Origin of the sequence: Microcoleus sp. PH2017_05_CCC_O_A, assembly GCF_020738785.1 — a bacterium.
Lineage (GTDB): Bacteria > Cyanobacteriota > Cyanobacteriia > Cyanobacteriales > Microcoleaceae > Microcoleus.
The window spans coordinates 1-12,796 of the sequence record NZ_JAEQCB010000222.1; the positions used below are offsets into that span (position 1 = coordinate 1).

A 12,796-nucleotide genomic window follows, 5' to 3' on the forward strand; every position below is an offset into this window, starting at 1 on the left:
TTTCTCCTGGGGTGCGTTCCTCCTGCCAGATAACTACCCTAGAATCGCCTATATTTAAGAGTCTACAAACTCCTTCTGCTAATAGAAAAGATAGTAGTATGCTAATTACTAACGTGTAGAACTCGTCATTTTTAAGACGTTTCTTTGTGACAACAATAATTACCAATAAAAATATTATAAATGCCGCTAAAGGAAGATCGATAATATAATTCGCAATTCTCATGTATTAGACATATCTTGATTGACGATGAAATTTATTGAAAACTAGGGCGTCGTCGTGCACTCAGGCCCTTCACCAGTTCTCATTCCTCCTATGATAGTTTCCACGATCGCACACTGCTTACCACCGCCGTTAACAGCAGCAACTGCGACTTTAAATCGACTAATCTTTGGATTTACTGATGTATCTATGGGAAGTTCATCTTTTACATTTCCCAGGTAGTCAAAAGTGATTGAGGGTGCATTAGAAACAAGTGTAATAGTACCGGGTTTAATTTCCCCTCCAGCATTTAACGTCTGAGTCTCACCACCAGTGGCTAGTGGCGGATTAAACTTAATTGTTGGCGGATCAGTAGCTGTAGCAGGATTGAATGTAATTGTGACTTGCTGCTTAGTTCGCTTTGCTTCGCTTTGTGCAAGTCGCAATGATTGGAAAACGCGATCGTTCACAGTGCGAACTCTTTGTCTGTTGATGAATCCCAGCCAGCCGGGAGCTGCGATCGAAGCTAATATACCTAACATATTTGGGAAATTGGGAGTTGCTTTGGCGTCACAACTCTGCAAAAATTTTAATAATATTGCGGTTTTCATTTTACTCTCCTGTTTTATCTGCTAGTCGAGCGATTCGGAAATGTGTTTCAGACATTAGTTATTTTGCGATCGCACCTAGACCTTGTACTTGTACACTTGCTGTGGGAAAAAATGCCGATTTGCTGGCATCATAATTAGCATTGTTGGGTTGAAGGCGGCGCTGGCTATTGCCTCTGATTGTAACTCTGGCTAGGTTTCTTGATGTATCCACACAAGCGTAAAAGCTATTTATTGTCTTGTTTGGATCTGTTACTTTTAGAGTATCTTCTGCCACTGGTTGCGCTGCCGCTAACCCTATTTGAGTTTCGGGATTGCCTAGAGCTTTTTTACATTCATCTGGATCAATTGCCTTGGGGCTGTGGTCTATGTAATTAAGCAGAACTTCACTTGGTACACTAGCCAGTCCCGCGGCAATTGTCACATCTTTTGTAGGCTCACTAAACTTAAACTTTGGATTAAAAGCTGCATCTTGAACTAAAGATTTTCTATCGTTACCGACATCAGCTACCGTGTAGTAAGGGTCTATGCCACCGGTCGCGTAAGGGTTTTTAACTCCATCCTTGATTTCATAGCGTTCAATACGGGTAGGACAATCATTGATTCCAGAAGAAGGCTGACACCAAATAGAATCGACCTTAGTTTCTTTAATCTGGTAGTAGGCAACTAGCGATCTTACATAGGTATCGTTACAGTCAATTCCGGTAGTTGCACCTGGAGTAATCTTGCACTCACTTGGCTTTCCACCATTAGGAGAAACAGCACTAATAGGAACAGCATTTTTGACCTGCTGTCGCTTCCAGAATACAAGTATCGGGATTTTATTTGCATCGTTAGCAGGAAGTTGAGCTTTGATATCGTTGATTCCTTTGCCATCATAAATATAAATAGCTTGACTCAAATCTTGGGCGATGAAATCAACTGCTGCCTGAATATCTTGCTCGGTGTTTGACTTGACTTGTTCCCTCCTGTCGGTATTCAGCATATCGACTACAAAGCTGAGCATCGGCGTAATGATTAAAAATGCCATAACTGTGCCGATCAACAGCTCGATCAGAGTCATGCCCTTTTCTGTTTTATCTGGCTCAGAGCGGTTTCGTTGGTGCTGACTTTTTAGAATCAACCTGAGTAAAGTTTTCATTTTGACTTTTTCCTTTGTCAAATTGGGAAGGTATTTTAAATTTAATCGAAGTTCCTGCACGTTTTATTTACAGCCGGTTCGAGCACAAATGGATCGATAGGATGAAGCCCCGCCTTCTGGGCTAGGAGGAATTTCTGTACTCATTACTACCAAGGGTGCATTAGGATTTCCAAGTCCGGCTCCAACTATAGATTGACCTGTAATTGTCAAAGTGCCACTAGCATCGGCTCTGTAAACCCGCACAGTCAAACCGTAGCCCGCTTCTTTCGCCTCTTGATTATTATTAGCACTTACAGATCGCCACGCACCCTGAACACGAAAATCTTTGCTACCATTACAACCTGGCTTGTCATCTAAGTCAACGCAGTACAAATTAGCTAAGTTTCCAGGAGCAGGAGCAACATTTGGAGCAGACGACGTATCTTTTACAGGAAACTTTTCTGTATCTGTCGGTTTAAGCGCCCCCGTCCTGAGAGCGTCAATGTATGTTCTCGCCGCCTGCGTGGCGAGTTCCATCCGCCGCGCTTGTACGCGAGTTGCTACTGAGAAAGCCATCACCGGGGCGATCGCAATCATCAGCACCGAAACGACAATCATCGCTACCAATGACTCGATAATCGTGTAGCCACCATCTCGTGACTGGGATAAATTTTGCTGTTGTTGTCGTTTCATAATTAGGAATCCAGTAATTGAGTGGCAGAAACTTAGGCGGGAGGAGGGCACTGAGTTGGTTTGAAAGGAGCATCCACAGCGAACGTGCCGGGGGTAGCAGCAAGTTCAGCACACATCAAAGTTTGTATCCACTTGTCATCGCGACCAACTTCCCGGAAATACTCATCAGGCTCAATCTTTCTAGGAGGAGTAGTGAGCCTTTGGGTAAACAAGTCAGGCGGCTGAGATAGCAAGCCTACATCGAAACCCCAATCCCGTTTTGGTGGGATGAAATAGGCAAAGCGACGTGCACCATCAGTTCTATATAGCGTTACGGGAGGTGTGTAAGTAATTGCTTGTGGAGCGAACAAACTTGTCAGGGCAGGAATTCCACTAATACCCGTCGCCAGAATTGGCTGGAAAGGGCTTGTGCTATATGCACTTCGATTTAGTTGGATGAAAGAACCCTTGATATCGGTTGCAAAAGGTTGATCTTTAACAGTTTCCCAGTTTTCTAAAAAGCGGGGTAAATTTTGCAGACCGCCGTTGGTGTCGCCGTTACTAGGGTCAAGAGCTCGGGAAGGAGTGTCCCCGGATCCTAGGAGCAGATGGAAACTTGTTGCTTCTGTAGCTCTCGGTAGCCACCCAGTTGCTTTCACTACCTGATTAAAGGTGATGTCTGTGGGCGCTGCCACCGTTTGGAGTTGTAAGACTGGCATCAGCAGCGGCTGATAAATGGCATTTGGTGGTAAAGCTAAATTTGGCAGATTTGTATTGGTACCATTCCAATCTATTCCATTTCTGTTGACCACAAACGGTAATCGGTCGCCGCCGTAAGTAACAGTATCACCTGCTGTTTCTGTGGTCGCGAACCACAGAGAATTAGGTTTAGGCGTCCCACGGTTAATACTATCGACAGCCCCCGCATTAATGCCATAAGGCTGTGGAGTTGCCCCTCTATTGAGATTATTACTGGGGTCTCTTGGGAAAGCCACGCGGCGGGGGAATCGCTGCAATTTTGGAATCGGAGGATCGACAGTTGTTCCGGCTTTATAGGTAGTTAAGCGGGTATCTGCATCGTATCTTGGTGTCCCTCCTATTACATCAGAAACTTTGAGCCCTGTCTGTGGCGCTGGGCCAGGCGTCAAAGGATCAACGAACCAGTCGGCATCGGTACATTCAGAAACCGGCAGTTTTATGCAAGTTTCCATCAAATATTCTGGGAATTCTCCGCGTCTTTGGACGGGCGTGACAAAGTTGTTGAAGTAAGAACTACTCAGCTTGGGCTCATCTTTATAATCACTATCTTTTAGTCCTGCGGGTGGAGTCACAAGCGGCAATGTGCCATCAACTAAGAATGCCCCGCTAGTGAGACCGTTAGTAACAAAATTGTTGTGATAAAAACCTTGTTGTCTCCGAGGTAATACAGCAGCAGCGCCCGCATTATTTCTGAGGTCAAAATCCCCTTCGTTGCGGAAACCAAAGCGGTAGTTTTTTGAGAGCAAAGTGATAGCATCTGCAAGTACCGTTGCGGGACGCCAATCATCACCAACGGTACAATCTTTAAGTCTGGGGTCGCCTGGGCGACAGGCAAAATTAGGATTTAGAGCGCCACGACCAGTGTAAAAATTACTCCAAGTATCGTTTAAATCTGTCTTAAACTCTTGTTGGGTGTGTTTGTTAAATTCTCCTTTGATATAAACTGGCAAATTAGATACCAAAGTCAGACCTTTTTCCCTAACCACGTCAGCGACAGTATATGGACTTGGTATTACCGGACCGGGTTTGCCGCGAAATAGCTTTTGACCGTTAATGACGACAATCCCGTTAGGCTTGCGTGTGGGATCGAGCAGAGAGTCTGTGGGACTGACTAATCTATCTGTATTTTCATCAGGATTGCCGGTTTTATCAGCACTTCGAGCACTTCGATCGGGCAGCGCGTCATCCCGACTGGCATAAATAATCCCACTGTTTGGCAGTAAATACTCTTTTGCCGGGGCTGGCCCGTTAGTTCCAGTAAACTCTTTGCCCCGCAGTTGATTTATATCCAACTGAGTTGCTCGAACTTCTAGGGGTTGCCGTTCTTCCAGAGGAAGGTTATAGAACCCTGTTAATATTGCAGCGGGAGGAGTAGCTGGAGTAGTCGTAGGCAAAGGACTGCTGAGGGTAAATTCTTCATTCACATTAGGAGTAGCAGTATAGTCAGCGTCTACCGCTTTTATTTCTCTGGCATTCAAAAATGCTACTTCCTGAATAGCCCCATGAGGAATTACAGGGTTAGGAGTAGGATTAGTCAAAATGTGCAAAGCGCAAGCAGTGGAGTCGATCGCTGCTAAGTCATCCAAATTCCGGTTGTTTGGATCTTTCTTCAGCGCCTCTCTCAAAGGCTTGTTGGCAAACCTACCGTCAGGGAAGACGTAGTTGGCTTGTGTCGTATAAATTGGGTCGCCACCAGTCAATAAGCCGTTAGTGATTGTGAGAGGTCCCCCAATCGTCGTCGGTCGTCCAGGGAAATCATAGACTATACCGTTGTGAGAGCCGATGAATCTAGGTGTTGTAGGAAGGTCTGCTGCTACTGGAAGTTCCCGTATTACTCCGGGTACTAAGGCTGGGGACAGGGCTCCCTGTCCGCTGACATCATCAAGTCCACTTATATTTCTCGCTGTCAGTGCGGTACTGGGATCGTAGTAGCTGCTGACGCAGGCAAATGGGATTTGTTTGGGAGTTTCACCTGGCTTGTAGCCGTCGTTTGCATAGTGATAAACTGCCGATGCACGCATCCGCAAATCGCCTTTGGCAAACTTGGGCGTATTCTTGTCAATGGCTGAATCAGTTCCTGCCGGTAGAGTCGTACCATTTGCATCTGAAACTACTTCTGGCAAAGTGCTAGATACTGTCCGCCAGGGAATCCAAGCGCCAGCAACGTTGTCATATACTTTCGATCCAGGCCCCAGCGGCGACATCGGCATGGAGTCCGGCCAGACTACGCGATATTGCTCCACAGCAGTCCCAGCAGGAGTTGTTGGGTCATCGTAAGTATTGTTTATATCTAACCCATCGCCGATCTTTGCGGGTCCGGTTACCCGATTACCAGTAGCACCATTTATCCAGCTAGGCGGTGGCAGGAAGGAAGTAGTACGATCGTAAACCCCTGCACTGGTAATAATCCGCAGACCACCTATACCGTCAAGAGGAGTCTTAGGTATTTGGGCTGACGATCTTTCCCAAAAACCGTCGCGGTCAGTTGCCCCCACGTCTGCGAGCTTAATCACCTGGGATTCTCGTTTGCGATTCGGTATGCTGGGTTGCCACGTTCCGAATGTTCGTGACGCGGTTTCAAATTGGTTTTTGGTACTGTTCCAAATTTGGGAAGGCAAGTTGTTACCGGCAACTATTCGATCGCCGATAAACGTTTCTTCTTCAAGCGGAGGTTCAGGTTGATTTGCTTTTAGTTCGGCGGGTTTGAGACTTAATGATGTTGGTGGATCAACCCATAGAGCTTTGGGTCGTAGACCCTTTCCCCCTGGATCAACCAAATTTCCAGTAGTCACGCCTCCTGTTCCGTCCTTGCCAAAGGCAATTTCAGCAAAGGGAACTTTCGGAGTCCTGTTCTTAAAATACTCTTCCAGGGCTTGTGGTCGTTTCTGTCCTGCTCTTATGGCATCTTGGACTGAAATTGGATCGGTAAGGCGATCGGTGGGAGTAGCATCTGGTCCTATCCGTTCACTTACTAATGCCGCGATGCGATCGGCATAAGCTCTGTTATTGTACATCACATCTAAAGCATTATTGCCTGTAGATTGGTTGTCATTGTCAATGGTTAAGTTTGTTTTTGGATACTCTGGATTACCATCTTTTTTGAATAGGTGTACTTGCACTGGTACTTTGAAATTGTTATTACCTGACCAGCCGCTAACTACATTGCCACCAACAATTATCTTACTGTTTTCTTGTTCGTAAAAACAGGAATCTTTGCTGCTAACTTGATATAAATTTAATTGTTCTCCTGCCCTAGTCACTGCCACAATCAAATTACTATTTGTGATCATCCGCCCGTTGAGCCTTAACGTCGGCCCGGGAGATATTTCCAAATCATCTTCATACACAACCGCGTTGTTACTGAGGGGAATGCGACTTTGATCTTGCTGGTATTCTAGAGCGGAAATACTTGGAGTGCCTTTAAACTGTCCTGAAATTGGTACATTAACTGTGTAAACAAAAAAGCTTTTTTTGAGTTTGCCATCTATTTTGTACCAACCGGAGTCTCCGACCAAACTAGCGCTAGTACCGCCCGCCTCGCACCCTGGTTTGAGCGAGCCTCCAGACATTGGAGGTGTTCTTGCTTCTAGCGGCTTTCTTACTCTTGTGAAATCGCTATTTTTGTCACGAGGTGGAGAGCGAAAGAATATGCCGTAGATTGTATAAGTATCTTTTTTACCATCATTATCCGTATCGACTTCATACCTCCAAGCAGTGTTTATTGATTCGTTTGTTTCGAGATTAAAGAGTGGATTGGTAACATCAAGGTCGGGATCTATGGCGGGAGAAGTGTCCAAGTTAGCTTTGAGTTTTAGACGTGTCTCGTCCCCAAAGGTATAAGTATCAGGCTGTCGAGGTGTAATCGCTGTACCGTCAGACGAAATCATCCGGTACAATTCTGCATCGGAGGGAGTAGCCGTCGGCCTTTGCGGGTCTTCCCGCAGCATATATTCAATTTTTGCTTTTGCCCGATCGAGCGCGGGAGTAGCGGCCGCCAGCACCTGCTGGTTCACCCGCACGTTGCGAGCCATATTCGCCCGATCGAACGATCGCAGGACGATCGCCACAGTCAACAAGATTACTACCAGCAACACCATCGTCACCGTCGGCAGCTGCAGCATTGCTCTCATCAGCCGCTTAGCCCCGGATCTGGTAACACCAGCAATCCGCCGCAGCAGCGATACGATAACTTTGGATAATTTGCTCTTAAACATTGATGACGCCTTCCTGAATAATTTCAGAGATGTTGACACTCCCGGGCCTAAAGGCGTGGGGATTCTTGCTTCGCAGGGATTCCAATGAATTTACCCTCGGCAAGCATCTTAACCCTGTGCCCCACGGCTGCAAGTCCCCTAATTAGAACTACTTGTGCGGCTGCTACATCTCTGTCATTTGTATAGCCGCAATGCTGACACGAGTGAACTCGTTCCGACAACTCTTTTTTTCCTGTCTCACTGAAGCAGTTAGGGCAAATTTGGCTAGTTTTTTTAGCATCTACTTTTTGGAAATACACACCACGTTTAAAGCAAGTGTGTTCCAATATATTAAAGAATTGCCCAAACCCAGCATCTAAACAGTGCTTGCCCAACATCGCCCTAGACAGTCCGATTAAATTAAGGTCTTCGACAAACACCATCCCCGCGTCATTGCAGATTTGATGTGACAATTTGCGATGCCAATCTTTTCGGCAGTTTGCCACATATTCATGCAGCAAAGCGACCTTTTTCTGAGCTTTCTTCCAATTATTTGAGCCGATCTTTTTTCTACTGACGCGCTGTTGCAGCAATTTAAGCTTGCATTCTGCGTCACTAAAAAACTTCATTCTCTTGACCAAAAGCCCTCCAGAAGTTGCAATAAAATTAGTCAACCCCACATCAATTCCTATGGGGTTGCCGTGAGGAATAACATCGGGAATCGAGACATCCCATTGCAACGTCAACATTATATACCAGCCGCTAGACCGCCTAACTACGCAAGCTTGTTTGACGATTGCGCCACCAGGAATAGGGCGCGACTGCCAAAATTTTATGCAGCCGATTACAGGCAATTTAAAAAAGCGGTTGCCTCGATCAAAATTTACACCCAACTGTGGGAAGTTAAAAGACCTCAAAGCTCCCTTTTTTTTAAATCGAGGAAACCCGTGGTTTTGCTCCCACATACTGACAAAAGCTTTTTCCAGTTTACGCAGCGTTTGTTGCAGTACGGCTGCGTTAACTCGCTGCAATGGGAGGCTGGTTTTTCTGTATACTGTTAAAGCTTTGCACTGACTTGAATATGTCGGTCTAGGCGTGTCAGCAGGAATTATGTACTCGGAGCGCAGGGAGCAAGAGTTTATTTGACATTTGCGTGAGTTGTACCAGTCTTTGCGCTCTCTCAGCGCATAGTTGTACACTTTGCGACACTGTTCTAACCAGTCTTCAAAGACTGCTACTTGTGTCGGTGTGGGCTTTAACTTAAATTCAAACGTCAAATTAAACACTTGCTTCACCTCCTTGACTAAATATAGATCAACTCTACAAATCGTCAAAAAATTCCTTATAACCAATTAAAGCCGCCCGCTTATGGGCGTGGCTTTAACCCCGAAAATTTGGTAGTTACTGCTGGACAGTACGATCCTAAATTTATCATTCCCACTTTCGACAACTTTCATATCAACCCCTTGTACAAATTCACATAACGTGTTATCTGGCTAACAAATAAAATTTCCAAACCCACAAGCAAGCTCACCGCCGATATATTTTTCCCGATAAATTTACCCCGCAAGGATTTCGGATCGGGAACTCCACTCTAGTCTAGTTCGATCGAGATGTCAGTGCCCAGCGGCCTCTTCACTCGTCGATTTTAGATTTTAGATTGAGGAATCAGTGATGACGATCGCGGTTTGGGGCTGGCAAAGCATCAAAGACAGGACACGGCAATGGCGTTTCCCTACCCAAAAACGGCTATAAAAGTGCGATCGAATTTTAGTTGTGCGATCGCCTGCAGGCACCGCCCCGCCTCCTCCAACCCCAAGGCGCGATCGAATGTCCGCGATGTCCAAAAGTACGCGCGGCAAGGCTATCCCGAATAGCGATCGCCCGCCAACAGCGATCGAAGGGCGATCGTACTCATCAAAGGAAGGTAAGATTCGGTATTTGGAGTTATACCACTTGCATATAAACTTAAACTAGAGTTGAAGTTTTCGCAGATTGCCACTAAAATTAAATAACCAACAACCACATAAATTATAACAGCCACTAATTTTAAATATGGACTTTAAAATCAAACATGAAGAAGACTTGAAAAAAGTTCCCACAATCGAAGAAGCCCTTAAAACATTTTCTGTCAGGTGGCCGAACATTAAAAGTAATTCCGATTCCAGTCCAGTATTTATATTTTCTGCTGGTTGGAGGTCAGGGTCAACTCTTTTGCAAAGGTTAGTGATGTCATCGGGTTCTATCATCGTATGGGGTGAACCCTACGGTCGCTCAGGACTAATCGACCATTTATCTAGCCCGCTCAAATCAATTACTGATACCTATCCTGCTGCTGAATGGTTCATTGATGAAGTTTTAAGCGATCGGGCTCCACTGTCTGACTTGGCTGGTGAATGGATTGCCAACCTTTATCCAGACATAAATTACTTACTTGAATCTCATATTGCCTTCTTGGTAAATCATTTTGAAAAACCCGCAAAGGCAAGGGGAATTGTGCGGTGGGGACTAAAAGAAGTGAGGTTGACTATCGATCACGCTATTTACTTAAAATGGCTGTTTCCCAAGGCAAAATTCTTATTTTTGTATAGAAATCCTTATAATGCTTATGCTTCTTTTCAGGGTTTTTACTGGTACAAAAAATGGCCGAACGAGCCTGTATACACACCAGAGCAGTTTGGATTGCACTGGACTAATTTACTTCAAGGATACATTGCAGACAGTCATAAAGTAAATGGAATGCTAATAAAATATGAAGAGTTATGCAATGAAAACTTTAATTTTACTGAGTTAGAAAGTTATTTAGAACTCAAGCTCAATAAAACGACAATCGAAAAAGTCATATACAGTACAAAGCGTCAGGCAGCGCCCGAAGAATTGAGATTATTAAATAGTGTGGTAAATCCTTTAGCTAGAGAGCTTGGTTATGAGCTGGTGGAGTGAAAAATCGCATAAAATTGTCACTGAAAACATAATTTCGATCGCCCAATCAGAGATTAGCCCAATTGTGCGATCGAGACTTCGACTGGGACTAAATTTTACGCCATATCCGCAGGGAAACGGTACGGCGCCGTGTCCTCCTCCAACCTATCCCATAGGGAATCCCCGCCCACAAATATCAAGCAGCGGCGGTAGCATTTGCTTGCAGAGGCTCAATTTCCTCCGGCGCAGCGTAACGGCGCGCGTCATTAAAACTGCCCGCAGCCAGCCAATTAGGATTTTGTGCCGCCTCGCAACCAATCACGTAAAGCGAAGATTCGTTAAATGCAGCCCAGAGAGCATCACAAGCCTGTTTATCCATCAGTGAATCTGCGATCGGGCGATCGTGAATCACAGCAAACAAATCAAACTCGTTGCGTTTTGGATTCCACTGGTATTGCAAACTAGGATCGTAACCCATTTCGATCAATTGTGCGATCGCGCGATCGGGCGTACATCCATCCAAGTGCACCCGATTCAGATAGATAGACACTTGAACGTACTCATCTTTCGGAGGTAGCAGTCGGTAATTCGAGTTAGTCATCATTATTGGTCTCCGTGCAGTAGTAATAAGAGTGGCCTGCAATATCGGGGCGTTTTTCAGCCTTCATTTGTTGCTGAGCACATCGACGCTTAGCGTAAAGGTCTTTTTCAATTTCAGTCTCGCCCGGGGCATAAAAAGGACGGTGAGGAAGCAGTTCGGCTTCTAAATCTTGCCAAGATTTCTCAGGGTTGTCTGAATCTCTCAACATTTGTCCCTCGCGGTTGGTTCGAGGATGCCGTTTATTCGATATAGTCGATCGGTCATCAGTCTGTTTCCTCAGTTTTGGTGGCCGTCTTGATGCGCTAGGGTTCAGACTCTGGCGAGGTTGCTTGTATCTCTAGCCATTGCTTCATCAGTAAACCAACGACTTCACTCATTGGTTTTTCTTGAGCCGTACAAGCTAGTTTGAATTGCAACTTTAGCTTTTTATCTACGTAGACGCTCAGTTCAGCCATGTCAGGTGGAATTTTTTTAGCCATATCTCTCATGCGCGCATATCTGCATTCTCGCATCTGGCGATCGAGAACGAGTTACTACGTATTGCGCGCAATCGCGCTAAACGTAATAGTAGCACGATCGGCTAAAAAACCACAACCGCGCGGAGTTAGACGATTCAAATACAGGACACGGCAGTGCCGTTTCCCTACTAAAAACCGTTATATTGATCCACAGATATCATCACCAATCCATGAAACAACCCTCCAAACCCCCCGATTTCATCATCATCGGCGTCCAAAAAGGCGGCACAACATCCCTGTACAACTACCTGATCCAACATCCCCAAATCGCCCCCGCCGCCCAAAAAGAAATCCATTATTTCGACCTCAACTTCGACAAAAGCCCCGACTGGTATTATTCCCAATTTCCCCAAGCACAAAGTGGCGAACAACTGCTAACCGGAGAAGCCAGCCCCTACTATATTTTTCATCCCCGAGTCGCCCAGCGCATCCACGATTTATGTCCGAAAGTTAAAATAATCGCCCTGCTGAGAAACCCAGTAGAACGCGCAATTTCCCACTATCATTACTACATAAAAATTGGCTACGAATCGCTATCTCTCGAAAGTGCGATCGCCCACGAACCCGAAAGACTCAAAGGCGAAATCGAAAAAATCCTAGCGAGTCCAACCTACGAAAGTTACAACCACCGCCACTACACATATCTGGGCCGCGGCATTTACGCAGACCAACTTCCAGCCTGGATGCAGCTATTTCCCAAATCACAACTTTTAATCCTCAAAAGTGAAGATTTGTATGTTAATCCTTGCGGCACATACAACAGCGTGTTAAAATTTCTAGGCTCGCCGCCACACGAATTAGAAACCTACGAAAAGTACAATTCCAACCAATATCCGCCGGTCAGCGAGACAGTATACGAGCAATTAAGGGCATATTATCGATCGCCCAATCAGAGATTAACTCAATTGTGCGATCGAGACTTCGGCTGGGACTAAAAGGTACGTAGTTGCGCTTCAGCGCTCTTTGAGAGATGTATCAAAATACGAGTAATTGAGGGAATACGATCGATCGCCCAATCAGAGATTAGCCGAATTTTGCGATCGAGACGGAGGCTGGGACTAAATTGTCCGTCTTAAGGTACGTAGTTGCGCTTCAGCGCTCTAAAGGTACGTAGTTGCGCTTCAGCGCTCTTTGAGAGATGTATCAAAATACGAGTAATTGAGGGAATACGATCGATCGCCCAATCAGAGATTAGCTCAATTGT

Annotated in this window: 13 protein-coding genes; 3 read left to right on the forward strand and 10 right to left on the reverse strand. The window is 45.5% G+C overall.

Going from position 1 to position 12,796, the window contains the following annotated elements; translation table 11 throughout:
* The 6 genes from JGK20_RS31790 to JGK20_RS31815 all read right to left on the reverse strand — a co-directional run.
* On the reverse strand, positions 1-223 hold a 223-nt coding region (locus tag JGK20_RS31790; protein WP_293233460.1), incomplete at its 3' end, for a hypothetical protein.
* Between the two features lie 41 nt (positions 224-264).
* The gene (locus JGK20_RS31795; RefSeq protein WP_293233462.1) at positions 265-810 is read right to left on the reverse strand and encodes a GspH/FimT family pseudopilin; all 546 of its coding nucleotides are present in this window, start codon (positions 808-810) and stop codon (positions 265-267) included.
* A 58-nt stretch (positions 811-868) separates the two neighbouring features.
* A complete protein-coding gene (gene hpsC / locus JGK20_RS31800; RefSeq protein WP_293233464.1) occupies positions 869-1,948 on the reverse strand; it encodes a hormogonium polysaccharide secretion pseudopilin HpsC in 1,080 nt (359 codons plus the stop codon).
* A gap of 63 nt (positions 1,949-2,011) precedes the next feature.
* Positions 2,012-2,620 carry a hormogonium polysaccharide secretion pseudopilin HpsB gene (gene hpsB / locus JGK20_RS31805; protein ID WP_293233466.1) on the reverse strand — a complete coding sequence of 203 codons (609 nt, stop codon included), beginning with the start codon at positions 2,618-2,620 and terminating at the stop codon, positions 2,012-2,014.
* Between the two features lie 32 nt (positions 2,621-2,652).
* Positions 2,653-7,572: a hormogonium polysaccharide biosynthesis protein HpsA gene (hpsA, locus tag JGK20_RS31810; RefSeq protein ID WP_366039750.1), complete on the reverse strand. Its 4,920-nt coding sequence runs from the start codon at positions 7,570-7,572 to the stop codon at positions 2,653-2,655.
* 47 nt (positions 7,573-7,619) lie between these two features.
* Complete coding sequence (locus JGK20_RS31815) at positions 7,620-8,837, reverse strand: transposase (protein ID WP_293181426.1); 1,218 nt, start codon at positions 8,835-8,837, stop codon at positions 7,620-7,622.
* A gap of 438 nt (positions 8,838-9,275) precedes the next feature.
* On the opposite strand from JGK20_RS31815, the gene JGK20_RS31820 reads away from it, so the two are divergent.
* The gene (locus JGK20_RS31820; protein ID WP_293181429.1) at positions 9,276-9,428 is read left to right on the forward strand and encodes a hypothetical protein; all 153 of its coding nucleotides are present in this window, start codon (positions 9,276-9,278) and stop codon (positions 9,426-9,428) included.
* Here the strand turns inward: JGK20_RS31820 and JGK20_RS31825 are convergent.
* Complete coding sequence (locus tag JGK20_RS31825; RefSeq protein ID WP_293181432.1) at positions 9,416-9,595, reverse strand: hypothetical protein; 180 nt, start codon at positions 9,593-9,595, stop codon at positions 9,416-9,418. The two genes, JGK20_RS31820 and JGK20_RS31825, sit on opposite strands and share 13 nt — an antisense overlap.
* Positions 9,596-9,606: 11 nt before the next feature.
* On the opposite strand from JGK20_RS31825, the gene JGK20_RS31830 reads away from it, so the two are divergent.
* On the forward strand, positions 9,607-10,494 hold the full coding sequence (locus JGK20_RS31830) for a sulfotransferase (RefSeq protein ID WP_293181435.1): 888 nt from the start codon (positions 9,607-9,609) through the stop codon (positions 10,492-10,494).
* 175 nt (positions 10,495-10,669) lie between these two features.
* Here JGK20_RS31830 and JGK20_RS31835 read toward each other — a convergent pair whose 3' ends face one another.
* The 3 genes from JGK20_RS31835 to JGK20_RS31845 form a co-directional block, all read right to left on the reverse strand.
* Entirely contained in the window at positions 10,670-11,077 is a 408-nt protein-coding gene (locus JGK20_RS31835; protein WP_293233470.1) for a hypothetical protein, read from the reverse strand.
* The gene (locus tag JGK20_RS31840; RefSeq protein ID WP_293233472.1) at positions 11,067-11,282 is read right to left on the reverse strand and encodes a hypothetical protein; all 216 of its coding nucleotides are present in this window, start codon (positions 11,280-11,282) and stop codon (positions 11,067-11,069) included. The genes JGK20_RS31835 and JGK20_RS31840 overlap by 11 nt, the downstream gene beginning before the upstream one ends.
* 94 nt (positions 11,283-11,376) lie before the next feature.
* Positions 11,377-11,553: a hypothetical protein gene (locus JGK20_RS31845; protein ID WP_293193558.1), complete on the reverse strand. Its 177-nt coding sequence runs from the start codon at positions 11,551-11,553 to the stop codon at positions 11,377-11,379.
* Positions 11,554-11,762: 209 nt separating this feature from the next.
* On the opposite strand from JGK20_RS31845, the gene JGK20_RS31850 reads away from it, so the two are divergent.
* A complete protein-coding gene (locus JGK20_RS31850) occupies positions 11,763-12,527 on the forward strand; it encodes a sulfotransferase domain-containing protein (protein WP_293233474.1) in 765 nt (254 codons plus the stop codon).
* The last annotated feature ends 269 nt before the right edge of the window (positions 12,528-12,796 follow it).